Annotated in this window: 24 protein-coding genes; 10 read left to right on the forward strand and 14 right to left on the reverse strand. The window is 64.3% G+C overall.

Annotation, left to right across the window (positions count from 1 at the left end; translation table 11 throughout):
• Nucleotides 1-121: 121 nt before the first annotated feature.
• From F2P46_RS18790 to F2P46_RS18800, 3 genes are read right to left on the reverse strand one after another with little or no spacing between them, the layout of a single operon-like run.
• On the reverse strand, nt 122-1,021 hold the full coding sequence (locus F2P46_RS18790) for a LysR family transcriptional regulator (RefSeq protein ID WP_166892919.1): 900 nt from the start codon (nt 1,019-1,021) through the stop codon (nt 122-124).
• An 18-nt stretch (nt 1,022-1,039) separates the two neighbouring features.
• Nucleotides 1,040-1,969, reverse strand: a complete 930-nt coding sequence (locus tag F2P46_RS18795; RefSeq protein WP_166892922.1) for a pseudouridine-5'-phosphate glycosidase — start codon at nt 1,967-1,969, stop codon at nt 1,040-1,042.
• A 2-nt stretch (nt 1,970-1,971) separates the two neighbouring features.
• Nucleotides 1,972-3,117: a carbohydrate kinase gene (locus tag F2P46_RS18800; RefSeq protein ID WP_166892925.1), complete on the reverse strand. Its 1,146-nt coding sequence runs from the start codon at nt 3,115-3,117 to the stop codon at nt 1,972-1,974.
• A gap of 286 nt (nt 3,118-3,403) precedes the next feature.
• Between F2P46_RS18800 and xapA the strand changes: the two genes are divergently transcribed.
• From xapA to F2P46_RS18835, 7 genes are all read left to right on the forward strand, one after another.
• On the forward strand, nt 3,404-4,246 hold the full coding sequence (gene xapA, locus F2P46_RS18805; protein ID WP_166892928.1) for a xanthosine phosphorylase: 843 nt from the start codon (nt 3,404-3,406) through the stop codon (nt 4,244-4,246).
• Nucleotides 4,247-4,424: 178 nt separating this feature from the next.
• Nucleotides 4,425-5,618, forward strand: a complete 1,194-nt coding sequence (locus F2P46_RS18810) for a phosphopentomutase (protein WP_166892931.1) — start codon at nt 4,425-4,427, stop codon at nt 5,616-5,618.
• A complete protein-coding gene (gene deoC / locus F2P46_RS18815) occupies nt 5,615-6,571 on the forward strand; it encodes a deoxyribose-phosphate aldolase (protein ID WP_166892934.1) in 957 nt (318 codons plus the stop codon). Before F2P46_RS18810 ends, deoC begins: the two co-directional genes overlap by 4 nt.
• A 17-nt stretch (nt 6,572-6,588) precedes the next feature.
• Nucleotides 6,589-8,967 carry an aldehyde dehydrogenase family protein gene (locus F2P46_RS18820; RefSeq protein ID WP_368737930.1) on the forward strand — a complete coding sequence of 793 codons (2,379 nt, stop codon included), beginning with the start codon at nt 6,589-6,591 and terminating at the stop codon, nt 8,965-8,967.
• A 72-nt stretch (nt 8,968-9,039) separates the two neighbouring features.
• The gene (gene deoA, locus F2P46_RS18825) at nt 9,040-10,362 is read left to right on the forward strand and encodes a thymidine phosphorylase (protein WP_166892937.1); all 1,323 of its coding nucleotides are present in this window, start codon (nt 9,040-9,042) and stop codon (nt 10,360-10,362) included.
• Nucleotides 10,363-10,504: 142 nt separating this feature from the next.
• Nucleotides 10,505-10,909: a cytidine deaminase gene (locus F2P46_RS18830; protein ID WP_166892939.1), complete on the forward strand. Its 405-nt coding sequence runs from the start codon at nt 10,505-10,507 to the stop codon at nt 10,907-10,909.
• A gap of 3 nt (nt 10,910-10,912) precedes the next feature.
• Nucleotides 10,913-12,166 (forward strand): nucleoside deaminase, encoded by a 1,254-nt coding sequence (locus tag F2P46_RS18835; RefSeq protein WP_166892942.1) that lies wholly within the window; start codon nt 10,913-10,915, stop codon nt 12,164-12,166.
• Nucleotides 12,167-12,268: 102 nt separating this feature from the next.
• Here F2P46_RS18835 and F2P46_RS18840 read toward each other — a convergent pair whose 3' ends face one another.
• From F2P46_RS18840 to F2P46_RS18870, 7 genes are all read right to left on the reverse strand, one after another.
• A complete protein-coding gene (locus F2P46_RS18840) occupies nt 12,269-12,661 on the reverse strand; it encodes a VOC family protein (protein WP_166892945.1) in 393 nt (130 codons plus the stop codon).
• A 48-nt stretch (nt 12,662-12,709) separates the two neighbouring features.
• On the reverse strand, nt 12,710-13,141 hold the full coding sequence (locus F2P46_RS18845) for a VOC family protein (RefSeq protein WP_166892948.1): 432 nt from the start codon (nt 13,139-13,141) through the stop codon (nt 12,710-12,712).
• An 82-nt stretch (nt 13,142-13,223) separates the two neighbouring features.
• Nucleotides 13,224-13,982, reverse strand: a complete 759-nt coding sequence (locus F2P46_RS18850; protein WP_166892951.1) for a LytTR family DNA-binding domain-containing protein — start codon at nt 13,980-13,982, stop codon at nt 13,224-13,226.
• A 1-nt stretch (nt 13,983) separates the two neighbouring features.
• Nucleotides 13,984-14,874 carry a histidine kinase gene (locus F2P46_RS18855; RefSeq protein WP_166892953.1) on the reverse strand — a complete coding sequence of 297 codons (891 nt, stop codon included), beginning with the start codon at nt 14,872-14,874 and terminating at the stop codon, nt 13,984-13,986.
• 4 nt (nt 14,875-14,878) lie between these two features.
• Nucleotides 14,879-15,160 (reverse strand): hypothetical protein, encoded by a 282-nt coding sequence (locus F2P46_RS18860; RefSeq protein WP_166892916.1) that lies wholly within the window; start codon nt 15,158-15,160, stop codon nt 14,879-14,881.
• A gap of 130 nt (nt 15,161-15,290) precedes the next feature.
• The gene (locus F2P46_RS18865) at nt 15,291-16,031 is read right to left on the reverse strand and encodes a carbon-nitrogen hydrolase family protein (RefSeq protein WP_208296685.1); all 741 of its coding nucleotides are present in this window, start codon (nt 16,029-16,031) and stop codon (nt 15,291-15,293) included.
• Entirely contained in the window at nt 16,031-16,585 is a 555-nt protein-coding gene (locus tag F2P46_RS18870; protein ID WP_166892956.1) for a GNAT family N-acetyltransferase, read from the reverse strand. The genes F2P46_RS18865 and F2P46_RS18870 overlap by 1 nt, the downstream gene beginning before the upstream one ends.
• Before the next feature lie 205 nt (nt 16,586-16,790).
• Here F2P46_RS18870 and F2P46_RS18875 point away from each other — a divergent pair, with 205 nt between their 5' ends.
• Nucleotides 16,791-17,327 carry a hypothetical protein gene (locus F2P46_RS18875; protein WP_166892958.1) on the forward strand — a complete coding sequence of 179 codons (537 nt, stop codon included), beginning with the start codon at nt 16,791-16,793 and terminating at the stop codon, nt 17,325-17,327.
• 69 nt (nt 17,328-17,396) lie between these two features.
• Here F2P46_RS18875 and F2P46_RS18880 read toward each other — a convergent pair whose 3' ends face one another.
• The 4 genes from F2P46_RS18880 to F2P46_RS18895 are packed head-to-tail and all read right to left on the reverse strand — an operon-like array spanning nt 17,397 to nt 20,975.
• On the reverse strand, nt 17,397-18,089 hold the full coding sequence (locus F2P46_RS18880; RefSeq protein WP_166892961.1) for a hypothetical protein: 693 nt from the start codon (nt 18,087-18,089) through the stop codon (nt 17,397-17,399).
• Nucleotides 18,086-18,784, reverse strand: coding sequence for an SIMPL domain-containing protein (locus F2P46_RS18885; protein WP_166892964.1), 699 nt, complete (start codon nt 18,782-18,784; stop codon nt 18,086-18,088). Before F2P46_RS18885 ends, F2P46_RS18880 begins: the two co-directional genes overlap by 4 nt.
• A gap of 47 nt (nt 18,785-18,831) precedes the next feature.
• The gene (locus F2P46_RS18890; RefSeq protein ID WP_166892967.1) at nt 18,832-19,500 is read right to left on the reverse strand and encodes a TetR/AcrR family transcriptional regulator; all 669 of its coding nucleotides are present in this window, start codon (nt 19,498-19,500) and stop codon (nt 18,832-18,834) included.
• Nucleotides 19,501-19,508: 8 nt separating this feature from the next.
• Nucleotides 19,509-20,975 carry a PLP-dependent aminotransferase family protein gene (locus F2P46_RS18895; RefSeq protein WP_229509352.1) on the reverse strand — a complete coding sequence of 489 codons (1,467 nt, stop codon included), beginning with the start codon at nt 20,973-20,975 and terminating at the stop codon, nt 19,509-19,511.
• A gap of 173 nt (nt 20,976-21,148) precedes the next feature.
• Between F2P46_RS18895 and F2P46_RS18900 the strand changes: the two genes are divergently transcribed.
• Both F2P46_RS18900 and F2P46_RS18905 read left to right on the forward strand, forming a co-directional pair.
• On the forward strand, nt 21,149-22,465 hold the full coding sequence (locus F2P46_RS18900; RefSeq protein ID WP_166892969.1) for an aspartate aminotransferase family protein: 1,317 nt from the start codon (nt 21,149-21,151) through the stop codon (nt 22,463-22,465).
• 4 nt (nt 22,466-22,469) lie between these two features.
• The gene (locus tag F2P46_RS18905) at nt 22,470-23,972 is read left to right on the forward strand and encodes a CoA-acylating methylmalonate-semialdehyde dehydrogenase (RefSeq protein ID WP_166892972.1); all 1,503 of its coding nucleotides are present in this window, start codon (nt 22,470-22,472) and stop codon (nt 23,970-23,972) included.
• Nucleotides 23,973-24,124 lie beyond the last annotated feature (152 nt).

Consider the following 24,124-nt stretch of genomic DNA (forward strand, 5'->3'; position numbering starts at 1 on the left):
CTGCTCTGAGGTAGAATTCATGCCGGGCAAGGTGCGTTCGTGTTGAAATTGTGTTTTATGGATAACTCACATTTTATCAATCACTTACGGCATTCTTGCCCTTTTTTATGCAAAATTCAGGCTAGGCGGTCGGATTGAGGATGTTCAGGAATGCCCGCACCACCGGCGCATCGTCCTGCGTGGTGTAGGTGATGTACAGATTGGCCGATGGCGGGTTGGTCTTGATCGGCAAGAAGATCACGCCCGGCCAGCCGATGCGGCTGGTCGTCTCCGGCATCAAGGCCACGCCCAGGCCAGCGCCCACCATCGCCAGCAAGGTTTGCGGCTCGGACGCTTCCTGGAAAACCGTCGGCTGGAACCCGGCCTTGATACAGCACTGGATCAGGTAGCGCGGAAAGGCCGACTTGTCCAGCGCCAGCGTGAGCATCGGCTGGTCCGCAATATCGGCCAGCTCGATCCACGGCTGCGTGGCCAGCGGATGATGCTCGTTGACCGCCACGCACACGTTCTCGCGAAAGCACAGCTCCTGGCGCAGGTTGTCGTGTTTGAGTTCATCTTCATCGAGCTTGGGCTCGCGCCAGAAACCCACGTCGATCTGCTTGGCGCGCAGCGCCTCGTACTGCACGTTCGGGCCCGACTCGTGCAAGGTCCAGGTCACGCGCGGGAACTTGGTCTGGAATTCTTCGAGCAGGCTCGGAATCGGCCCCCACATGGCCGAACCGACGATGCCCACCCGCAGGCGTCCGACTTCACCCCGGTCGATCTGGCGGATGGTGTCGATCGTCATGCGCATCTTGGCCAGCAGGTCCGATGCTTCCCCCATCAGCGCTTTGCCCGCCACCGTCAGCTCGAAAGTGCGGGTGGTGCGCGCGAACAGGCGCACGCCCAATTCGCTCTCGAGCTTCATGATCTGCTGGCTCAAAGGCGGCTGCGAGATGTGCAGCCGCTCGGCGGCGCGGCTGAAGCTTTTTTCTTCAGCTACCGCGAGGAAGTACTTGAGCTGTTTCAGGTCGATGGACATGGCGTATGGGGTGGAAGGTTAGATCGGCTGAAGGCCTGGCAGGTCGCGCATGGCCACGGCCAGTTCGGCGCCCACCTGCGCGTTGTGCTTGACCAGCGCGATGTTGGTCATCAGGCTGCGCCCTTCGGTCAAGGTCTTGATGCGGGCCAGCAGGAACGGGGTGACGAGTTTGCCGGCCACGCCGCCGTCGTGCGCTTCGCGCAATGCCTGTTCGGTGATGCTGTCGATTTCATCTTTTTGCATCGCAAACGCTTCCGGCACGGGATTGCTGATGACGATGCCGCCATTGAGGCCAAGCTGCCATTTGGTCTGGATGAAGGCGGCTTGCTCCAGCGCCGAATCGAGCTGGAAGTCGGCCTTGAAGCCGCTGTCGCGCGTGAAAAAGGCCGGGAAGGCCGGCTGGCCGACGCTGATCACCGGTACGCCGTGGGTTTCCAGGTATTCGAGCGTGAGGCCGATGTCGAGGATCGATTTCACGCCGGCGCACACCACCGCCACGTTGGTGCGGGCCAGTTCCTGCAGGTCGGCCGAGATGTCGAAGCTCGTTTCGGCGCCCCGATGCACGCCGCCGATACCGCCGGTCACAAAAACGTGAATGCCGGCCAGCTGCGCGCAGATCATGGTGGCGGCCACGGTGGTGGCGCCCAAACGGCCTTGCGAGAGCACGTACGGCAGGTCGCGTCGCGAGACCTTCATCGCGTCGGGCGACGTGGCCAGCAATTCGAGCTGCTCGGCCACCAGGCCGATGCAGATCTTGCCTTCGATGATGGCAATCGTGGCCGGCACCGCGCCGGCGGCGCGGATGACGTGCTCGACTTCCTGCGCCATCGTCACGTTTTGCGGGTACGGCATGCCGTGCGAAATGATGGTCGACTCGAGGGCGACGATTGGTTTGCCGGCCGTACGGGCGGCGGCGACTTCGGGCGAGAACAAGAGGTATTGGTGCATGGTCAGTCCTGGTAAAGAGCGTTGAACGGTTGCTGGGCGCCGGGCAGGGCGTCGGGATTCGGAATCTCGGCGAGCACTTCCGCCGTCAGGTAAGGGCACACGGTTTCTTCGCAGGCGAGCGTCATGGCCGACAATTGCAGGCCGCGCCTGCAGGCCAGCGTCATGTCGTCGCTGCCATGGAACAGGGACCAGCATACCGCAGCGGCAAAGGCGTCGCCCGCACCGGTGACGTCGACGATCTGCGCCGGCGGCGCGTCCAGCTGCGCGATGCCGCCGGCGGTGGTGTAGACCACGCCGGTGGCGCCGCGCGTGACGATGACGTCCTGCGCGCCTTGCGCCTGGATGGCGCGGCAGGCGGCCAGGAAATCGGCGTCGGTCACAAGCCGCGCGCCGATGCGCGTTTCGAGTTCGCCCTGGTTCAGGATCAACAGGCGCAGGCCGCGCAGGTCGTCCGGCAGGTGCGCCATTTTCGGCTGCGATACGGCCACCAGCACCAGCGGCACCGAGCCGCGCGCGGCGTCGTCGAGCAGCGCGCGCAGGGTCTCGCGCGGCAGGTTCAGGTCGGCCACGATCAGGGCGCCGACGGCGCGTTGCGGCTGGCGCGTGTCCAGGAAGGCCGGGGTGATGGCGTCATACAAGGCCATGTCGGCCAGCGCCAGCAGCATTTCGCCATGGTCGTCGAGTACGGCGGTATAGGTGCCGCTGCATACGCCGGTCAGGTGCAGGGTGGCGCGGGTGTCGATGCCGGCCGCCTCGGCGTGCGCCAGCAGCGCCTTGCCGGACGAGTCGTCGCCGATGGCGGTGATCAGCGCAACGGGGGCCGACAGGCGCGCCAGGTTTTCGGCGATGTTGCGGGCCACGCCGCCGAACGATTCGTCCTGGCGCGCCGGGTTCGAAGTGCCCATCTTGAGCGTGGCGATGGAGCGCAGCTTGCGATCGAGGTTGGCCGCGCCGAGGCAGACGATGGGCCGGTTATCGGGCAGCACGTAGGCGCGCCCGAGCAGGCGGCGGTCGCGGATCAGGCCCGCGATGTAGCCCGCCACGGCGGAGCGCGACAAACCGAGCACGCTGGCCAAGTCCTGCTGCGAGATGAAGGGATTGGCGCGGATCAGTTCGTACAACTGGTCTTTTTTGGAGAGTTCGGTCACAATAAGCAATCATTAAACAATTGTTTTCGATAGTAGACAAATGTCTTGGTGCTGTCAATCAACGATTGTGTCCTGCTCTCCTATAGTGTGCCCGAACGAATGGTGGGGGCCAACTGATTCTAGCGTGGATTTATATGTTGCGCGTATAAATGAGGAAGAAAAATGGTATTTGCCATACATATCACCGATCATGCATAGTTATAATAGTCAGCGAACTCATTCTCCGCGCCGCTTGCAGCATGCACGCCGCGCGGCAGCGCCCTCCCCGAACAGATAAGGAATCCACATGTCGAACAACACCCCCTTCGAAGCCGCCGATATCATCCGCGCCCGCAAACCTGGTTTTGAGCCGCGCGTGGCGATGATCCTCGGTTCCGGCCTTGGCGTGCTGGCCGAGCAGATGACCGACGCGGTCTCGATCGGTTTCGACGAACTGCCTGGCTTCCCGATCAGCACCGTGCACGGTCACGCCGGTGAACTGGTCCTGGGCAGCCTGGCGGGTGTGAATGTGGTGTGCATGAAGGGCCGCGGCCACTTTTATGAAGGCTACGGCATGGGCGTGATGACCAGCGCCGTGCGCACCATGAAGCTGCTCGGTTGCGAGATGCTGTTCGTGACCAACGCCGCCGGTTCGCTGCGCACCGAAGTCGATGCGGGCAGCCTGGTGGCCCTGACCGACCATATCAACTGGCTGCCCGGCACGCCGATGGTCGGCCCGAACGACGACCGTTTCGGCCCGCGCTTTTTCAGCATGGCCAATGCGTACGACAGCGATATCCGCAACGTGGTCAAGGAGACTGCGGCGGCCAAGGGCATCACTTTGCACGAAGGTGTGTTCATTGCGTATCCGGGGCCGAACTTCGAAACCGCCGCTGAAATCCGCATGATGGCCAAGCTGGGTGCGGACGTGGTTGGCATGTCGGTAGTGCCGGAAGTGGTGTCGGCGCGTCATTGCGGTTTGAAGGTGGTTGGCGTGTCGGTCATTACCAACCTGGCCGAAGGGATGTCGCCGTTCCCGCTGTCGCACGAGCAGACCTTGAAGTACGCCGCCATCGGCGCCAAGGACCTGGTTGAGTTGATTCCGGCGTTCCTGGAGCGCGTTGCGCAGCAACCGCGCGCCGCTGCCTGATATACCACCGTCGCTCCCGCGCAGGCGGGAGCCCAAGTTTCCCGCTCGCCCACTGGCTGCGGAACCGAACTTGGACCCCCGCCTTCGCGGGGGTGACGGTGGAAACTAGCGCTGCTTTCGGTAGAAATCAGCGCAGTCCTTTCTACCGTACCTGAACCTTTCTGAAGCGAGCGATCCCATGTCACGCGCATTTATCCTCCTGCTTGATTCCTTCGGCCTTGGCGCCACGCCAGACGCCGACAAATTCGGCGACGTTGGCGCCAACACCTTCGGCCATATCGCCGCCTGGGCCGCCGAACAAGGCAAGCCTATGCATCTGCCGAACCTCGAACGTCTCGGCCTCGCCGCCGCCGCCCACCTGGCCAGCGGCGAATGGGCTGCCGGCTTTAACCAGCGCGACGGCTTCACCGGCGCTTACGGCGCGGCGCGCGAGCGCTCCACCGGCAAGGACACCCAAAGCGGCCACTGGGAAATCGCCGGCGTGCCTGTCGAATTCGACTGGGGCTACTTCCCGCGCACCGTGCCATCGTTCCCGGCCGAACTGACCGACAAGCTGCAAGAACTGACCGGCGTGGCCGGCTACCTCGGCAACTGCCACGCATCCGGCACCGACATCATCAACAAGCACGGCGACGAACATGTCGCCACCGGCAAAATCATCGTCTACACCTCGGGCGACTCGGTGATGCAGATCGCCGCGCACGAAGAACACTTCGGCCTGGAGCGCCTGTACGCGGTCTGCGAAGCGGCGTTCGAGCTGGTCAAGCCGTACAACATCGGCCGTGTGATCGCGCGACCGTTCCTGGGCGAGAACGGCAACTACCGCCGCACCAGCAACCGCCACGACTACGCCGTGCCGCCCCCAAGCGCGACGCTGCTCGATCACGTCAAAAACGAAGGCGGAGAAGTCATCGGCCTGGGCAAGATCAGCGACATTTTCGCCACCCAGGGCATTTCGCGCGTGGTCAAGGGCGTGGATAACATGGCCCTGTTCGACGCGCTGCTCAAGGTGGCCGACGAAGCCGGCGACAAGTCGCTCACGTTCGTAAACTTCGTCGACTTCGACCAGGCCTTCGGCCATCGCCGCGACGTGGCGGGTTACTCGAACGCGCTGCACGAAATGGACGCGCGCCTGCCCGAATTCATGGTCAAGCTCAAAGAGGGCGACCTGGTGGTCATTACCGCCGACCATGGCTGCGACCCAAGCTGGCCGGGCTCGGACCACACGCGCGAGCACATTCCGATGATCTTCTTCGGGCCGGGCGTTGCCGCGCGCGCGCTGCCGGTATCGAACACCTTCTCCGACATCGGCGCCACCCTGGCCAAGCACCTCGGCGTCAAACCCCTTTCCAACGGAACCGCTCTGCTATGACTCACAATTCCGCATTCAAACGCAACGAGGTGGTTGGCCTCGATCTCGGCTGGGTCAACCAGATCAAAGTCAATCGCAATGCGTCGGACCGCCGCGCCGCCAGCCTGGCCAATCGGCGCACCGTCAAAAAAGAATACCAGGCCGCGTGGCTGATCAAGGCGCTGCAATGCATCGATCTGACCACCCTCGGCGGCGACGACACGCCGGGCCGCGTCGAACGCCTGTGCATGAAAGCCATGCGTCCGCTGCGCACCGATTTGATGGAAGCGCTGGGCGTGTCCAACCTGACCACCGGCGCGGTGTGCGTGTATCACGAGATGATCACCCCTGCGGCGAAGATCCTGCAAGGCCGCTTGCCGATCGCCGCCGTCTCGACCGCGTTCCCGGCCGGCCTGGCCAGCATGGAAACCAAGGTGCGCGAGATCGAACTGTCGGTCGCCGCCGGCGCCACCGAAATCGATATCGTCATCACCCGCCAGCATGTGCTGATGGGGAACTGGCAGGCGCTGTACGACGAAATGGTCGCTTACCGCAAAGCCTGCGGCGAGGCGCACGTCAAAGCCATTCTCGCCACCGGCGACCTGCTCACCCTGGAAAACGTGGCCAAGGCGTCGTGGGTGTGCATGATGGCGGGCTCGGACTTCATCAAGACCTCGACCGGCAAGGAAGGCGTCAACGCCACCATCCCTGTGGCCCTGACGATGGTGCGCACGATCCGCGAATACCATGAGCAGACTGGCTTCCAGGTCGGCTTCAAGCCGGCCGGCGGCGTGTCAAGCGCCAAGAGCGCGCTGCAGTACCTGACCCTGATGAAAGAGGAATTGGGACGTGAGTGGCTGGAGCCGCATCTGTTCCGCATCGGCGCATCGAGCCTGCTGACCGACATCGAGCGCCAGCTCGAACATTACGTCACCGGGAACTACTCGGCCAACCATCGCCACGCGCAACCATAAACCTCAACGGATTCGTCATGCCAACAATTAACGAGATTCTTCAAACTATGGACTACGGCCCTGCACCCGAGAGCACCAAAGAAGCGCAAGCATGGCTGGACCAGCATGAGCGCCGTTTTGGGCTGTTCATCGATAACGCCTGGCTTGAACCCGCCGACACTTTCGCCTCGACCAATCCGGCCGACGGCAAGGAACTCGCGCAAGTGACCCAGGCCACCAGCGCCGACGTGGACCGCGCAGTGGAAGCGGCGCGTCGCGCCCAGCCGGGCTGGGTGGCGTTGGGCGGCCATGGCCGCGCGCGCGTACTGTACGCGCTGGCGCGGCTGCTGCAAAAGCATGCGCGCCTGTTCGCGGTCCTCGAAACGCTCGACAACGGCAAGACGATCCGCGAAACGCGCGACGCCGACCTGCCTTTGGCCGCGCGTCACTTCTACCATCACGCCGGCTGGGCGCAACTGCAATCGGAAGAATTTGCCGATTACCGCGCCGTGGGCGTGGTGGGGCAGATCGTCCCCTGGAACTTCCCGCTGCTGATGCTGGCCTGGAAAATCGCACCGGCGCTGGCCGCCGGTAACACGGTCGTCTTCAAGCCGGCTGAATTCACCTCGCTGACCGCGCTGCTGTTCGCCGAAATGTGCCAGCAGGCCGGCGTGCCGGCCGGCGTGGTCAACATCGTCACCGGCGACGGCCGCGTGGGAGAAGCCATCGTCAACCATGCGGGCATCGACAAGATCGCCTTTACCGGCTCCACCGAAGTTGGCCGCATCATCCGCAAGGCCACCGCCGGCAGCGGCAAGAAGCTCTCGCTCGAACTGGGCGGCAAGTCGCCGTTCATCGTGTTCGAAGATGCCGATCTGGACGCCGCCGTCGAAGGCGTGGTCGATTCGATCTGGTTCAACCAGGGCCAGGTTTGCTGCGCCGGATCGCGCCTGCTGGTGCAGGAATCGATCGAAGAGCGCTTCCTCGCCAAGCTGCGCGCACGCATGGACAACCTGCGTCTCGGTTCCCCGATTGAAAAATCGGTAGACATCGGTGCCCTGGTCGATCCGATCCAGCGCCAGCGCATCGAAGGCCTGGTCGAAGCCGCCCGCGCCGAAGGCTGCACCATTTACCAGCCAGCGTGCGACATCCCGGCGACCGGCTCGTGGTTCCCGCCAACCCTGATTACCGGCGCATCCACCTCGGCCGGCATCGCCCAGACCGAAGTCTTCGGACCGGTGCTCGTTGCGATGAGCTTCCGTACGCCGGTCGAAGCGGTCCAGCTGGCGAACAACACCGTCTACGGCCTGGCTGCCAGCTTGTGGTCCGAGTCGATCAGCCTCGCGCTCGACGTGGCGCCGCAGATCAAGGCTGGCGTGGTGTGGATCAATACCGCCAACCAGTTCGACGCCGCATGCGGCTTCGGCGGCTACCGCGAGTCCGGTTTCGGGCGCGAAGGCGGCAAGGAAGGCATGTATGAATACATGACGGCGCTGTCGGAAGACGCGCGTCCTGCACTGCCCCTGGTGGAAGCCAAGGGCAAGGCCAGGCCAGCCGAGGCGCCAGGTCCGTTCGCCATCGACCGCACCGCCAAGATGTACATCGGCGGCAAGCAGGCGCGCCCTGACGGCGCTTACACCCGCGCGATCCTTGGTGCCAATGGCGCGTTTGTCGGCGACGTGGGCGAGGGCGGCCGCAAGGATATCCGCAACGCCGTGGAAGCGGCGCAGAAGGCCTCCGGCTGGGCCAAGGCCACCTCGCACAACCGCGCACAGGTTTTGTATTACATCGCCGAGAACCTGGCGATCCGCGCCGACGAATTCGCGGCGCGCCTGGCGGCCATGACCGGCGCCAAAAATACCGAGAAGGAAGTGCAGGCCTCGATCGAACGCCTGTTCTACTACGCGGCGTGGGCCGACAAGTACGACGGCCTGGCGCACCAGCCGCCGATGCACGGCATCACGGTGGCGCTGAACGAGCCGGTTGGCGTGATCGGCATCATTTGCCCGAACGAGTCGCCGCTGCTCGGCTTCATTTCGCTGGTGGCGCCTGCGCTGGCGCTGGGTAACCGCGTGATCGCGGTGCCGTCGGAAGCGTATCCGCTGGCGGCGACCGACCTGTACCAGGTACTCGACACGTCGGACCTGCCGGGAGGTGCGCTCAACATCATCACCGGCAGCGCCGACGAACTGGCCAAGACCCTGGCGACGCACTCGGACGTGGACGCCGTGTGGCGCCACGACGGTTCGGCGGAAGGCTGCGCCGAAGTCGAACGCCTGTCGGCCGAATCGCTCAAGCGCACCTGGGTGGGCGGCGGCAAAGGGCGCGACTGGTACGACACCAGGCAGGCCGGCGGACGCGCAGTGCTGGCGCACGCGAGCCAGGTCAAGAATGTCTGGATTCCGTACGGCGTTTGATCACCCCCGTCGTTCCCGCCGAGTGCCATTTTGGTGCGGGAACGACGATGTAACTATTTTATGAGGCAGCACATGTTCTTAAATCAGGAAATCATCCGCAAAAAACGCGATGGCGGGGCTCTCTCGGCTGAGGAGATCCAGTTCTTCGTACGCGGCATCACCGACGGCAGCGTCACCGAAGGCCAGATCGCGGCACTCGCGATGGCCGTCTTCTTCAACGACATGAACATGGACGAACGCGTGGCCTTCACCCTGGCCATGCGCGACTCCGGCCAGGTCATGGAATGGCGTTCGATGAACCTGCCCGGTCCCGTGGTCGACAAGCACTCCACCGGCGGCGTGGGCGACGTGGTCTCGCTGATGCTCGGACCGATGATCGCAGCCTGCGGCGGCTTCGTGCCGATGATCTCCGGCCGTGGCCTTGGCCACACCGGCGGCACGCTCGACAAGTTCGATTCGATCCCTGGCTACTGCACCGTGCCCGATCCGGAACTGTTCCGCAACGTCGTCAAGGACGTCGGCGTGGCGATCATCGGCCAGACCGCGCAACTGGCGCCGTCGGACAAGCGTTTCTACAGCATCCGCGACACCACCGCGACGGTGGAATCGGTGGCGATGATCACCGGTTCGATCCTGTCGAAGAAGCTCTCCGCTGGCCTGGACGCGCTGGTGATGGACGTCAAAGTCGGCACCGGCGCCTTCATGCCGAGTTACGACAAGTCGGTCGAACTGGCCGAGAGTATCGTCGCTGTCGGTAACGGCGCGGGCACGCGCACCTCGGCGCTGCTGACCGAGATGAACGAGTCGCTCGGTCCGGTGGCCGGTAATGCGCTGGAAGTGCGCCTGGCGATGGATTACCTGACCGGCCGTTCGCGTCCGGCGCGCCTGCACGAAGTGACCATGGCGCTGTGCGCCGAGATGCTGGTGCTGGGCAAACTGGCCGCCAACGAAACCGAGGCGCGCGCCAAGCTGCAGGCGGGGCTGGACTCCGGCGAAGCGGCCGAGCGCTTTTCGCGCATGGTGGCGGCGTTGGGCGGCCCGGCCGATCTGGTCGAGCGTCCGGATGCGTATCTGGAAAAGGCGCCGATCGTCGTGCCGGTGCCGGCGCTGCAGGCGGGTTTTGCGACGGCGACCGATTGCCGTGGTTTGGGCCTGGCGGTGGTCAGCCTGGGCGGCGGTCGTCGTCGTCCGGAAGACGCGATCGACTTCGCGGTTGGCCTGACGGATCTGGTGGAACTGGGCGACGCGATCACCGTTGGCCAGCCGCTGGCGATGGTGCACGCGCGCACCCAGGCCGCGGCCGAACAGGCGGTGCGCGAGGTGCAGGCTGCGTACAAGGTCGGCGATACCAGGCCGGCTGCGAATCCGATCATTTACCGTACGATTCGCCCGTAAGAATATTACCCCGCCAGTCCCCCGTCGTTCCCGCGCAGGCGGGAACCCAAGTTTCTAGCGCAGCTATTGGCGTCGGAACGAAATTGGGTTCCCGCCTGCGCGGGAACGACGGGTGAGGGGCGGCTATGAGAAAGAACCACCCATGAACTACGAAAAACTCATCACCGAAGCCACCGCAGCCCGCCTGCTGGCCTACACTCCGTACTCGAACTTCCAGGTCGGCGCCGCCCTCGAATGCAAGGACGGTCGCATTTTCCGTGGCTGTAATGTCGAAAACGCCGCCTACGGCTTGTGCAACTGCGCCGAGCGCACCGCTTTTTTCAGCGCCGTCGCGCACGGCTACAAGCCGGGCGACTTCAGCGCGCTCGCTGTCATCGGCCAGACCGACGGCCCGATCGCCCCATGCGGCGCGTGCCGCCAGGTGATCCTGGAACTGGGCGGCAACGACCTGCCGATCGTGCTCACCAACCTCAATGGCGACATTCTCGAAACGACGGCGGCCGGCCAGCTTCCGAACGCGTTCGGAAGCTGGGACCTGAAGAAGTAAGCTTTGAAAAAAACCATCGATGTACAGGCCGCGGTCGCCCTTGCGGCCATTGAAGCCATCGCCGCCAAGACCCAGGGAACCTTCGGGGTCGGCGGCGTGCTGCTCGACCAGCATGGCAACGTGCTGAAATCACTACAGAACAATGTGGTGCGCGAAGGCCTGATCTTCGACCCGACCGCGCACGGCGAACGCCAGTTGATCGACTGGTACTTCGCCGAACGCGCCAAAGGCCGCGCCCTGCCGCCGCCCGCAGAAATCACCCTCGTCACCTCGCTCGACCCGTGCGCCATGTGCACCGGCGCGATCCTGTCGGCCGGCTTCAACGTGGTCGTCGCCGCGCGCGACGCCAACGCCGGCATCAACTACGACGCCAGCTTCACCTTTACCAGCCTGCCCGCCGGCCTGCGCCCGCTGGCCGAAGCCAGCTTCTTCTACCCGGCCGTGAAAGGCGCGTCGCCGTTCGCGCGCGCGAGCGCCGGCGCCGCGCCGAAGTCGTTTTTCATCGGTAAAACGATCGCCGAACCCACCCAGGCGCTTTGCTCGCTGGTGTTCGAAGCGACCTCCGAAAAAGTCCAGCTGCTGCTCACCAGCGACCTGTCGCGCGGGCAGCTCAAGGACCCCGCGCAGCTGGCGCCCGAGCACCCGCTGGTACGCCAGCTCAAAACCCTGTACCCCGACGCGCTGGCCTACCGCTGCGCGCCGCACCAGCCCGACGCGGGCCTGGCGCCTTATCTGCGCGCAGCCATGGAACGCGACCGCCAGCAGGGCGGGGAGGGCGATGCGGTGGCCTTGCTCGATTCCTTCGGCAACCTGCTGCTGTGTTCACCGGGCCGGCGCGCGCTGTCGGCCATCTGCACCGCGTTCATGGAATGCACGCGCCAGTATGCGCAGCTGCGCTACACCCTGATGCAGGGCCTGGACGCACAGGCGCAGGCCGAGGTGCGCCAATACCTCGCCCATCCCCGCGAAGGCACCTTCGTCTTCGCGCGCGGGCCAAACGCCAGCGCGCAGAGCTACATGAACCTGGGCGCCTACGGATCGACCATGGAAGGCCCGCTGCCGGCGGATAATCCGACCCAGTTCCAGTACGTGACGGCGGCGCTGGACGAGCTTGACCTCGCCGCGATCTGCGCGCACATGCCGCCGCTGTACCGCGACATCATCCGCATCAGTCCGCACCAGGTGGCCGACCGGGCGCTGGTGGCGGCGCTGACGGAGCCACAGCCGCAGACCTCCGGGGACCTCGAAAAACCGTAGCGAGCGGCACAAGTTTCGTTCGAGAAGCGCAGCCGTACGAAGGTACGGTGAGCATCGCAGGGCGAAAATTGCGCCGCGCAGTAGGTTTTTCGAGATCCCCCTTCATGCAGCCGTGATATCCGCCTGCATCATTCCGAAGATATTCCCGTCCGGGTCCTTGACGTAGGCCAGCCAGCCGATCCCCGGCACCGCCACCTTGGGCACGCACACCACGCCATGCGGCGAGCCGGAGGCGGCCTTCGCGAGCGAGGCGTCGATATCTTCCACATCGACCGTGATGACGAAGGCGTTGACCGCCGCCTGGCTCTCGGGCAGCGGCCCGCGGCGCGGCAGCAGGCCGCCGTTGATGCCCGGCTGGTCTTCCGGCCCGGTGTGCACCATCCAGTACTCGCCGCCCGCCCATTTGTTGAAGGTCCAGCCGAACAGGCGCTGATAAAAGTCGATGATGGCCTGCGGGTCGGATGCCTGGATTTCGAAGTGGACTGCACGTGACATGGTGTGCTCCTCGATGGCTGCCTTGGTTGGCTCAATGAGTTGGCTCGATTATTCGAACGGGTCGTAGGTGCCGAAGGTCCAGACGTGGCCCTCCAGGTCGCGGCAGGTAAAGCTGCGCCCACCGTAGTCTTCATCCTTGAGGTCCATGACGATCTGCGCGCGCGCCGCCAGCACGCGCTCGTAGACGGCGTCGGCGTCGGCCACGACCACGCAGATGGTCTGCGTTTGCGCGCCGCCGATCTCCTCGGGCTGCTTCATCAGTTTGCTGTATTCGGAGTCGATGGCCGAGGTCGAGCCCAGCATCACCATGCCGTTGCCGAAGGTTAATTGCGCATGGAGGATGGTGTTGTTGTCTCCGGGGACGACGAGTTGCTTTTCGAAACCGAAGTTATTGCAGAGCCATTCGATGGCGGCCGGGGCGTCGCGGTAGCGCAGGCACGGAATGACGTTGGCGCGGGTTTGCTTGGGAGTTGCTGACATATTCCTTCTCCTTGGGTAAGTAATCGGGAAAATCAGGTATTTTCAAGGTCCCTATGGTACTGGATTATCGGGGCCGTGGCGCTTACATTTGCTGGAACAGATGCGCGTGATTGCGGCTCACTTCCAGCAGCGTCGGGTGGTTGCGCACCCTGAGCATCTGGCGTCCTCGCTCGTCGCGCGTGACCTCGGCAATGGCGTCGACCCGCACCAGCGTGGAGCGGTGGATGCGCCAGAATTCGTCCGGATCGAGTTCGTCGGCCAGTTCCTTGAGCGTTTTTCGGATCAGCAGTTCGGCCTGCGCCGTCTGCACCAGCGTGTACTTGTCGTCGGACTGGAAATACAGGATTTCGCGGGTGCTGATCATGCGCAGGTTGCTGCCTACCTGGGCCTGGATCCAGCGCAGGTAAGCGGGTTTTTTGGTCTCGCCTTGTTGCAGGATCTGCGTCAGTTGGCGCAATTGTTCGCCGATGTTGTCGGGTGCCTGGGTCAGGCGCGTGCGCAGGCGCTCGCACGTCACGCGCAGGCGCTCGGCCACCACGGGCTTGAGCAGGTAATCCATCGCGCCCTGTTCGAAGGCGTCCAGCGCGTACTGGTCGTAGGCGGTCACGAACACGATGTGGCAGCGGTTGTACAACCGGCGCGCCGCTTCGATGCCGCCCTGGCCCGGCATGCGGATGTCGAGGAAGACGATGTCGGGCTGGTGCCGGTCCGCCATGGTAACGGCATCGAGGCCGTTGCTTGCCTCGCCGACGATGACCAGCTCGGGCCAGGCCTCGGCCAGGCGCGCGCGCAGTTGGTCGCGCATGGGCGATTCGTCGTCGACAATGAGGGCGCTTGCCATGTCAGTTGACCTCTTGAGATGAATAGGGCACGCGCAGCGAGGCCAGCGCGCCGCCCTCAAGCGGCATTTCGATCACCAGTTCCGCGCGTGACCCGAACAGCAGGAACAGGCGCTCGCGGATATTCGCCAGGCCCACGCCGTCACCGGCATGCATGTTAAAGCCGACGCCATTGTCGCGCACATCGACGTGCATGGCGTCGCCCACCAGGCGCGCGCCGACGTCGATGCGGCCGCCCTCGATTTTTGGTTCGAGGCCGTGCTTGATGGCGTTTTCGATCAGGATTTGCAGCATCATCGGCGGGAAGGGCGTGTGTTCCAGGTGCGCGGGCACGTCGAAGCTGACCGCCAGCCGCTCCTTCATGCGCGCCTGCATGATCGACAGGTAGGCGCGCGAGAGCTGCACCTGGCGCCCCAGGGTGCCGCCGCCGGCCGCGCGCATCTGCGGCAGGGTTGAGCGCAGGTACTCGATCAGGTGCATGTGGATGCGCGCGGCCTGCGGCGGATCGGTTTCGATCAGTTGGCCGATCAGGGCCAGGGTGTTGAACAGGAAGTGCGGTTCGACCTGCGCCTGCAGGGTTGCCATCTGCGCTTCGAGCAGGCGCCGTTCGAGCACGGCGACATTGGCTTCGGCGGTCGCTTCCCTGGCCACCAGTTCGGCCTTGCGCTTGCCGCCGGCGAGCACTTTCACGCCGTACGAGATGATGATGTACCAGATCGCCGGTTCGGGCAGGGTCAGGATCAGGCCGAAGGCCATGGCCAGGAACCAGGTGATGAACAGTTGCCGCCATTCCACCAAGGCAAGCCAGTCGAAGAAGTTCCACCATAACACTGTGGCTTGCGCGAGTGAATCGCGCAGGAAATCCATCATCTTGTTCAACTGGCTTGCTTTCACGCTGTTATTCGCCTTCGGTCTTGACCGGAGTGTAGGGCGTGGCCGGGCCGCGCGTGGCGCGGTCGCTGAAGTAGCCGTTCACCAGTTTGATGACCATGAACAACACGAACAAGGTGAGCACCAGCGGCACGATGGTCAGCAGCAAGGCCAGGCCGACGGCGCTGAGCATCAGGGTCGGCCAGGACATGGTGGAAATGGCGCCGACGGCGTATTTGGCTGCCTTGACCAGGGTGCGGCCGAGGTCTTCCAGGCTGGCAAAAAAGGACGTAAAGGCAGGGTTGTTCATGTGCTTCTCCAGGGGAGGGTTGTCGATGGAGAGACTGTAGCAAGCGCACGGGGAATGCTCTACGGTTGTCCGACGAAGTGCATAAAATGGGGGGTGATTGGTGTGCAGGGACGATAAGCGGCCCGCCAGCTTACGCCAGCGCGACAATCCTGCTGTCGCTATCGTCGGCGATGACCAGCAGCTCGCCCGGACCGGGCGCAGCGATAATCAGCTCCCCACCCGACGCCCAGATCGCGCTGCGGCCGGCGCTTTCGTAACCGCCCGAGGCATGCGCGTGATTGGCCATCAACACCCCCATCCCGAACAGCTTCGCGTACCCCGCCAGTTGGGCGGTATCCTTGTCGTACCCGCCCGTCGATATCAGCGAGCCAGCCGCATACAGCTCGGCCCCGGCCACCGCGGCGGCGTGCGCGTGCTGCTGCTGGCCGGTGTCGGCGCAAATCGCCAGCGCCACCCTGGTGCCGCGCACGTCGTGCAGCTGGCTGATGGCGCCGCCGGCCGTCACGTGCCGTTCTTCGCCCGCATGCAGGAAGTGCTTGCGGTAGCTTGATGTGCGCCCGTCCGGATGAAAGGTGATCGCGCCTATGGAAGGCAGCGCACCGGCGTTGGCCAGCGGCGCGCCGGCCACGATGGTCATATTGGCGCTGGCGGCGCGCTCGCGCAGCGGCGCAAGGCGGATGTCGTCGGCCTTGAGCGCGCAGGCGCCCATCCCGGCCAGCTCGTAGCCGCACAGGGACAGTTCGGGGAACACCAGCAGCTGCACGCCGGCCTCGCCGGCGGCGTCGACGAAGGCCAGATGGCGCGTGACGTTGGCCGCGATATCGAGCGGCGCGCAGGCATACTGCGCCGCCGCGTAGCGCAGGCCGGGCATCAGATGCCCTCCCAGCCGCGCCGCAGCAGGCCGTAGAACGCGGTGTCGCAGATTTCGCCGTTGACGATCCAGCGTTCCGGCATGGTGCCCTCTTTTTGAAAGCCCATGCGTTCGAGCAGCTTGGCCGAGGCCAGGTTGCGCGGGTCGATATCGGCTTCGATGCGGTTCATGTTCATTTCCTTGAACAGGTAATCGAGCGTGACGCGCATCGCTTCGCTCAGGTAGCCCTGGCCCCAGAAGGCGCTGGCCAGCGCGTAGCCGATTTCGCAGCGGCGGTTCTGCGCATGGAAGGCATGCGGGTTGATGGTGCCGATCAGCTTGCCCGTCTCGCGCAGGACCAGCGCCATTTTCATGCAGCTGCCGTTGTTGTAGCCGTCCAGCGCGAGCGCTATTTCGGCGTCGCCCTGGGCCGGGTCGGTCCAGGCGGTGCCGCTGAAGTAGCGCATGACGAGCGGGTCGGAGTGGATGGTGTACAGCGCTTGCGCGTCGCTGGCGTGCAGGAAGCGCAGCGTCAGGCGTTCGGTCTGGAGGGTGATGGGAGCAATTTCGGACATGGGACAGCCTGCTGGATGGGTAATTAACAAGAATACACCAATGTCGCCAATCGGGCATGCCGCTGCGTCGTCTTGCGGCATTGATTGTTTCCCCGTGAAAAACACAGCACGACCTGATCCCACGCGCACCCGGGGCATGGTCCTACTCGCATGCATAGCTTGCAATGTAAGAATGTCTGTTCGATATCCTCATCAGGAGACAGGCATGAAAACCAAGATCGCAATGACTCTCGTCGCACTCATGGTCGGCGGCGCCGCGCTGGCGCAAACCCAGGGCGGCGCCAGCGGCAACGCTACCGCCGGTTCGAGGGCAACCAATACCGGCACGGCCGCGCGCGGCGATGCGTCGAAGGCCAATCCGGACCGGCAGAATCGCAACCGCACCAAAGCGCCGCAAAACCGCGACAAGGCGCCGGAAGAGCGTGACGTGGCAAACGATCCGCGCGATAGCACCACGGCGACCGGGACTGGCGCCAACAGTGGCAACACTGCCGCCCGCGATGCGACGCGCGATGCGACGCGCGATGCCGACCGCTCGTCGGCCAGCGGCGGCAGCGAGATGCGCGGTTCGTCGGGCGCCAGCGGCGCCACCGGCACCAATGGCGTCAATAACAACGGCACGACCAGCACCAATGAACCGGCCCGCAATGGCGATGTGCCTTCGCCGCGCACCGGCGGCATGTCCGGAGCCGGTCCTGCCACGGGTACGACCGACAAATCGGCGGTGCCGCCAGTGAGGTAACTTCAACTGGCGAGCACGCCGCCAGGAGCGCCGGCTACGGTGTTCCCGGCGGCGGCATGTACGGTACGGTCAGGTGTCGTGACAGACCGTTTCTTCGATCTTGAAGCCCAGTGCCGGACGCAGCGCATCCATCTGCGCGTCGATCAGTGTTTCAGGCACGAGGTTGGGCACCCGCACTTTGCGCAGCTTGAGCCGATCGTCGAGATAGCTGATATCGATGCCGCAGGGGTTGTTATAACTGCTGTATTGAAATGGGCAAACCGAGGTGATCGAGTCAAACGACAGCCTCATGATCCTGATCCGATCGGCCGAGCCTGGAAGATGCAGCACGATCCGCTCCCCCTCCAGGTCGATCTGGTAAAACGTCACGTTCCCGAGCGACTGCCCGCAGATCATGCCAAGTCCTATCGTTCCCGCAACCATGAACCACACCACGGCCACACCCGAATTGTTCGCAAACCAGGCCTGGGTTTTGCCGCTGGCCAGTAGCGCCACGAAAAAGAATACATGGACGAGCACGAAAGTCGTCTTGTAGGGCCGCTCAGTGATAAACGACAAGGCCGGGAACCTTGGCGGCGCGTCTTCCGGCGCGTTTTTGTCGTGATGCTCGGCGCACCATTCCAGTATGACAGGGGCGGCGGGCGGTGCAGGCTTCTTGACGACCTTGTGCGCTGCCACCGCCTGCGCTTTCACCACCTGCGCTTGTGCGCTGCGTACACGCTTGCCCTTCTGGCGCAGCCGGCGCGATCGGGGTGCTGTCATGCGCGATCGGCCGGCGCGACAGCGGCAATGCCGAAGCGCACCCGGTAGCGCAGCATGCTGACCCGCCTGGCGCCTTCGAGTTCGAGGTACGCCGGTTCGCTATCGTCGTCAGATGCGCCTCCCATCCTGCGCATGATGCCGGCCCTGGCCCAGCCCTGGTCGCCGAAGGCGCCGGAATGCTCGCTTTGCGTCTCCAAAGCCTCCACCTGCGAGACGAACGTCAGCCGCACACCCGCTTCCGTCGCGATGATGTTGGCCGCGTTGCGCGCGTTGGCGATCGCCGCCGCATGGGCGGCTGCGCGCTCGGCCTCCGGCGCGTCAAATTGCGGCGGGCGCATCGACACGCTCAGGGTGTAGCGCTGGTGTTCGAAAATCGGCTGCAGCGCGTCGAGCGCAACATACAGGCGCTTCGCTTCGGCACAGGCGAGCAAAATCTTGAAGGTGCGTTCCTGCCCCGGTTTGTTCTTTTTCCAGAACCAAGGCTGCCAGATAGCGTTGCCGCCCTCGCTCATTTCGTCCGGTGCGATGCCCGAGCTTTTGAGCACGCGGATGCAGTCGTCGCGCAGCGCGCCCGCTTCGGTGATGGCGTTGTCGGTGGTGGTGGCGCGCACCGAAATCGACAGGTCGGCGCGGTAGGTGGTCACTTGTTCGATCAGCGAAGACTCGCCGGTTACTTCGATATACGATTCCGTCATGGTGTCTTTATGGGCGTTGTTTTCAAATGGGCTTGTCCCGATGAGAATCATACGGCATCGGCGCGGGCGGCCGTGCCGGGCATGGACACCGCCGCCAGCACCATGTGCGTGATCATCGCTTCGGCGTCGTCGAAGTCCTTGCGCGTTAGCTGCCTGCGGTTCAGCACCAGCGCCATCTGCGCCGAAAAATCGGCGTACGACTGCGTCATGGCCCAGATGGCGAACAGCAGGTGGGTGGCGTTGATCGGGCCGATGCGGCCTTCGCCGATCCAGCGTTCGAACACCTCGATATCCTTGCGCAGCAGCGGCACCACGCGGCTCTGGATCTGCTGGCCGTACAGCTGCGCCCCGCTGATCACCTCCATCGCATACACGCGCGAAGCCCACGGCTGGTCGCGCGAAAAGCGCAGCTTGGCCTGGATGTACGCGCGCAGCACGTCGCGCGGCTCCTGGGTCGGATCGGCCAGGGTAGCCATGCGCGCCAGCCAGTCATCGAGCACGCCATCGAGCACGCGTTCGTACAGCGCCTGCTTGGTCGGAAAATAGTACATCAGGTTTTGCTTCGACAGGCCGGCCTGCTCGGCGATGGTGGCGATCGAGGTGCCTTCGTAGCCGCATTCGGCGAACACGCGCACGGCTACGCCGGCGATGTCGGCTTCGAGCTTGTCGCGATTGAGGATGCGGCGCTTGGCGGCGGGAGTCTTGGTGGCGGCCATGGTCACTTTCAGCGTAGCGATTGCAAAAAGCCGATTAACGCGGGCGCATCGGCGGCATAGGCCACGTTGAAGCGGAACCAGATGCTCGGGGAAGGGCGCAGCATGAAAAATTCGTACGGCGAGAGCAGGATGCCGGCGCGCAGCGCGCGGTCGGCGATCACCTTGCCGTTGAACTCGGGCGTGGGCGCGAGCGGCCAGCCGGCGCTGACGAACATGCCGCCGCGCGGCCGGGCCAGCGGCTCCATGCCCGCCTCCTGCAAGCGCTCGATGGTGCGTTCGCGCCCCGAGCGCAATTGATCGGTCAGGCGTTCGACCATGCGCTTGTAAGGCCGCGCCGAAATGGCGTGGTACACCGCGCGCTCATTGATTTCGGAGGTGGTCAGCCCGGTCAGCATCTTCACGCGCAGCAGTTCGGGAATCAGCGAATTCGATGCGCAGATCGAGCCGACCCGCAGCACCGGCGAGAGGGTCTTGGAAAAGCTGCCGACCCGGATCACGCGCCGCAGTCCATCCATGGCGGCCAGCGAGGCGTCGCCGCCGGCTGCCAGTTCGCGGTAGATGTCGTCTTCCACCAGCCAGAAGTCGAACTGCTCGGCCGCCAGCAGCAGGCGGTGCGCCTGCGCCTGCGTGAGCGATGTGCCGAGCGGATTTTGCAGCACGGTGTTGACGAACATGAGCTTGGGCTGGGTGCTTGCCGCCTGCGCCATCAGGGCGTCCATATCCAGCCCGTCCGGCCCACGTGGAATGCCGACCGCAATGCAGCCGTGATGGCGGATCAGCGAGAGCAGGTTGCTGTAGCCCGGGTCCTCGACAAAGACCGTGTCGCCCGGCTTGGTGAGCGTGCGCAGGATCAGGTCGAACGCGTGGGTGGCGCCGTTGGTGAGCAAAATCTGGTCCGGGCTGGCCGCGAACAGGTCATCGGCCAGGGTGCCTGCCAAGTGCTGGCGCAGCGTGGGAAAACCGAGCGGATGGCCGTAGCCGCGCAGGCGGCTGGCCGGAATTTTCATCGCGTGGCGCACCGCGTCGAGCACCGTGTCGTCGCCATACCATTCGGGCGGCAGCCAGCCCGCGCCGACCGGCAGCGCGTCCGACACGCCGGAATACAGGTCCGGGGTCAGGGCGTCGATGGCGGCGGGCGTGGGCTGCAGCGCCAGTTGCTGCGGCGCGCTGGCCGCCTCGCTGCGCGCCACGAAGAAGCCGGACCCGCGGCGCGAACTCAATAGCCCCAGGGTGAGCAGGCGGTCGTACGACTCGACCACCGTGAAGGTGCTTACCCCATTGCACTTTGCGAAACGTCGAACCGAAGGCATCTTTGTGCCCACGCGCAGTTCGCGCCGGTTTACCATCAGCGTGATGGCCGCCACGATCTGGTCGACCAGGCCGCCGCGCTTGCTGCGCTCGATCGCCAGCACCGGCCAGTCATCCCCGCAATTGCCAGGAGGCATTTCCTCACGCAGAACGTCGCTCTCATCCATGCACATGTCCTTTGCTGCGGTGCCGCAAACTGTATTGTTTGCGCTACCGATACGGTTGGCGGGTTTTGCGATTTGTGTATATGTGCCATAGTTGATCTGCTGACTATTATTGCATCATCATTTTGCCAACTGGTAAATTATTTTTTTAGTTGTAAAAACTATCGGAGAGTCGCATGAACGAGTCCAGACCCGCATCGATGTCGTCGTTTTGGATGCCATTTACCAACAATCGCGACTTCAAAGCCAACCCGCGCCTGCTTGTATCGGCCGAGGGGATGTACTACAAGGATGTCGACGGCAACACCGTGCTCGACGGCACCGCCGGCCTGTGGTGCGTGCCTTGCGGGCATGCGCAGCCGAAGATCGTGGCCGCCGTGCGCGAGATGGTCGGCCAGCTCGACTTCGCCCCCACCTTCCAGATGGGCCACCCGGCCGCCTTCGACCTGGCCGAAAAGCTGATGGACTACACCGGCCACCGTTTCGGCCACGTCTTCTACACCAACTCCGGTTCGGAAGCGGTGGATACGGCGCTGAAGATGGCGCTGGCGTACCACCGCGCACGCGGCGAAGCGGGGCGCACGCGCTTGATCGGGCGCGAACGCGGCTATCACGGCGTGGGTTTCGGCGGTATTTCGGTTGGCGGCATCGGCGGCAACCGGCGTACCTTCGGGCCGCTGCTGCCGGGTGTCGACCACCTGCCGCACACGCACAACCTTGAGAAGAACGCGTATTCGCGCGGCGAGCCGGAACACGGCGCCAACCTGGCCGATGAACTGGAACGCATCGTCGCGCTGCACGATGCATCGACCATCGCCGCCGTCATCGTGGAACCGGTGGCCGGGTCCACCGGCGTGCTGATTCCGCCGAAAGGGTATCTGAAACGCCTGCGCGAACTGTGCACCAAGCACGGCATCCTGCTCATTTTCGATGAAGTCATTACTGGCTTCGGACGCCTGACCACGCCGTTCGCGTTCGATTACTTCGACGTGATTCCGGACATGGTTACCGCCGCCAAGGGCCTGACCAACGGCATGGTGCCGATGGGCGCGGTGTTTACCCAACAGCATATCCACGACGCCTTCATGGACGGCCCGGCCGGCATCGAGCTGTTTCATGGCTATACCTATTCGGGTCACCCGCTCGCCTGCGCCGCCGCGCTGGCCACGCTGGAAGTGTTCGAAGAGCAGAAAATCCTCGATAACGCCATAGCCGTGCAGGAATACTGGACCGACGCGGTGCATTCGCTCAAGGGCCTGCCGCACGTGATCGATATCCGCACGATCGGGCTGGTGGCCGGCATCGAGCTGGCGCCGATCGACGGCAAACCGGGAGCGCGCGCGTTCAGCGCCTTCAAAAAAGCGTTTGCCGATGGCGTGTTGATTCGCACCACCGGCGACATCATCGCCCTGTCGCCACCGCTGGTACTCGAGAAGAAGCACATCGACGAGTTGTTCGGCAAGCTGGCAACCATCCTCAAAAACCTGGACTGACCCCATGATCAATCTCGATACCATCACGCATTTCATCAACGGCGCCAAGGTCGATACGGCCAGCGGCCGCTACGCCGACGTGTTCAATCCCGCTATGGGCGAAGCATGCGCGCGCGTGGCGCTGGGCACAGCGGACGATGTGAATGCCGCCGTCGCCGCCGCCGCCGCGGCCTTTCCGTCATGGTCGGCCACGCCGCCGCTCACGCGCGCACGGGTCCTGTTCAAGTACCTGCAACTATGCCAGGCGCATACCGACGAATTTGCGGCCATGCTCACGCGCGAACATGGCAAGACGTTTTCCGACGCGCAGGGTGAAGTGGCACGTGGTATCGAGATGGTGGAATTCGCGGTCGGGATTCCGCAACTGCTCAAGGGCGAATTCACCGACCAGATTTCTCGCGGCATCGACGCCTGGTCGATGCGCCAGGCGCTCGGCGTGGTGGCGGGAATCACGCCGTTTAACTTCCCGGTGATGGTGCCGATGTGGATGTTCCCGGTGGCGATCGCCTGCGGCAATACCTTTGTACTCAAGCCGTCCGAGCGCGATCCGTCGGCCTCCTTGCTGCATGCGAAGCTGCTCAAGGAAGCGGGCCTGCCGGACGGCGTGTTCAATGTGGTCCAGGGCGACAAAGTCACCGTCGACGCGCTGCTCGATCACCCGGATGTGCAGGCGATCAGTTTTGTGGGCTCGACTCCGATCGCCGAGTATATTTACGCGCGCGGCAGCGCTAGCGGCAAGCGGGTGCAGGCGCTGGGCGGGGCCAAGAACCACATGGTGGTCATGCCCGACGCCGACATGGACATGGCGACCGACGCCCTGATCGGCGCGGCCTTCGGGTCGGCCGGCGAGCGCTGCATGGCCATTTCGGTGGTGGTGGCGGTGGGCGACGCCGGCGACAAGTTGATTGGCGCGCTGGGCCAGCGCACCGCCGCGCTCAAGATCCGCGACGGCATGGCGCATGACGCCGAAATGGGGCCGGTGGTCAGCGCGGCGGCCAAGGAACGCATCGAGCGCTTGATCGGCGAGGGCGTGGAGCAGGGCGCGACCCTGGTGGTCGATGGGCGCAACTGCAAGGTCTTGGGCCGCGAGAACGGCTTCTTCGTGGGTGGCACGCTGTTCGATCACGTGACGCCCGATATGACGATCTACAAGGAAGAAATTTTCGGGCCGGTGCTGTGCGTGCTGCGCGCGCCGGACGTGGCCACGGCGGTCAAGCTGATTAACGCCAACGAGTACGGAAACGGCGTGGCGATCTACACGCGCGACGGCGGCACCGCGCGCGAGTTCGTGCGCCAGATCCAGGTCGGCATGGTGGGGGTGAACGTGCCGCTGCCGGTGCCGATGGCGTTCAACAGTTTCGGCGGCTGGAAGCGCAGCATGTTCGGCGACCACCACGCCTACGGTCCTGAAGGCGTGCGCTTTTACACGCGGCACAAGGCGGTGATGCAGCGCTGGCCGAACACGGCGAGTGCTGGCGTGGAATTTGCTTTTCCACAGATGAAGTAGAAGAGCGGTAAGCGGGTATGGCGTACGGACAGCTTATGGTCCGTCGCCCCCGCGCAGGCGGGGGCCCAAGTTTGCTGCGTAGCCAATGACTGATCATCGAACTTGGGCCCCCGCCTGCGCGGGGGCGACGGTCTTGAGCTTAGCAATGCCTC

Origin of the sequence: Massilia sp. CCM 8734, assembly GCF_011682155.1 — a bacterium.
In the GTDB taxonomy this organism is placed as follows: domain Bacteria; phylum Pseudomonadota; class Gammaproteobacteria; order Burkholderiales; family Burkholderiaceae_D; genus Telluria_A; species Telluria_A rubra.

What these genes read in the sequence shown, in the direction of transcription:
- F2P46_RS18905 (WP_166892972.1), top strand. Translation starts at nt 22,470, where the DNA reads ATGATCAATCTCGATACCATCACGCATTTCATCAACGGCGCCAAGGTC.
- F2P46_RS18850 (WP_166892951.1), bottom strand. Translation starts at nt 13,982, where the DNA reads ATGGCAAGCGCCCTCATTGTCGACGACGAATCGCCCATGCGCGACCAA.
- F2P46_RS18810 (WP_166892931.1), top strand. Translation starts at nt 4,425, where the DNA reads ATGTCACGCGCATTTATCCTCCTGCTTGATTCCTTCGGCCTTGGCGCC.
- xapA (WP_166892928.1), top strand. Translation starts at nt 3,404, where the DNA reads ATGTCGAACAACACCCCCTTCGAAGCCGCCGATATCATCCGCGCCCGC.
- deoC (WP_166892934.1), top strand. Translation starts at nt 5,615, where the DNA reads ATGACTCACAATTCCGCATTCAAACGCAACGAGGTGGTTGGCCTCGAT.
- F2P46_RS18880 (WP_166892961.1), bottom strand. Translation starts at nt 18,089, where the DNA reads ATGACAGCACCCCGATCGCGCCGGCTGCGCCAGAAGGGCAAGCGTGTA.
- F2P46_RS18890 (WP_166892967.1), bottom strand. Translation starts at nt 19,500, where the DNA reads ATGGCCGCCACCAAGACTCCCGCCGCCAAGCGCCGCATCCTCAATCGC.
- F2P46_RS18895 (WP_229509352.1), bottom strand. Translation starts at nt 20,975, where the DNA reads ATGGATGAGAGCGACGTTCTGCGTGAGGAAATGCCTCCTGGCAATTGC.
- F2P46_RS18795 (WP_166892922.1), bottom strand. Translation starts at nt 1,969, where the DNA reads ATGCACCAATACCTCTTGTTCTCGCCCGAAGTCGCCGCCGCCCGTACG.
- F2P46_RS18840 (WP_166892945.1), bottom strand. Translation starts at nt 12,661, where the DNA reads ATGTCACGTGCAGTCCACTTCGAAATCCAGGCATCCGACCCGCAGGCC.
- F2P46_RS18865 (WP_208296685.1), bottom strand. Translation starts at nt 16,031, where the DNA reads ATGCCCGGCCTGCGCTACGCGGCGGCGCAGTATGCCTGCGCGCCGCTC.
- deoA (WP_166892937.1), top strand. Translation starts at nt 9,040, where the DNA reads ATGTTCTTAAATCAGGAAATCATCCGCAAAAAACGCGATGGCGGGGCT.
- F2P46_RS18820 (WP_368737930.1), top strand. Translation starts at nt 6,589, where the DNA reads ATGCCAACAATTAACGAGATTCTTCAAACTATGGACTACGGCCCTGCA.
- F2P46_RS18900 (WP_166892969.1), top strand. Translation starts at nt 21,149, where the DNA reads ATGAACGAGTCCAGACCCGCATCGATGTCGTCGTTTTGGATGCCATTT.
- F2P46_RS18845 (WP_166892948.1), bottom strand. Translation starts at nt 13,141, where the DNA reads ATGTCAGCAACTCCCAAGCAAACCCGCGCCAACGTCATTCCGTGCCTG.
- F2P46_RS18860 (WP_166892916.1), bottom strand. Translation starts at nt 15,160, where the DNA reads ATGAACAACCCTGCCTTTACGTCCTTTTTTGCCAGCCTGGAAGACCTC.
- F2P46_RS18870 (WP_166892956.1), bottom strand. Translation starts at nt 16,585, where the DNA reads ATGTCCGAAATTGCTCCCATCACCCTCCAGACCGAACGCCTGACGCTG.
- F2P46_RS18830 (WP_166892939.1), top strand. Translation starts at nt 10,505, where the DNA reads ATGAACTACGAAAAACTCATCACCGAAGCCACCGCAGCCCGCCTGCTG.
- F2P46_RS18790 (WP_166892919.1), bottom strand. Translation starts at nt 1,021, where the DNA reads ATGTCCATCGACCTGAAACAGCTCAAGTACTTCCTCGCGGTAGCTGAA.
- F2P46_RS18875 (WP_166892958.1), top strand. Translation starts at nt 16,791, where the DNA reads ATGAAAACCAAGATCGCAATGACTCTCGTCGCACTCATGGTCGGCGGC.
- F2P46_RS18885 (WP_166892964.1), bottom strand. Translation starts at nt 18,784, where the DNA reads ATGACGGAATCGTATATCGAAGTAACCGGCGAGTCTTCGCTGATCGAA.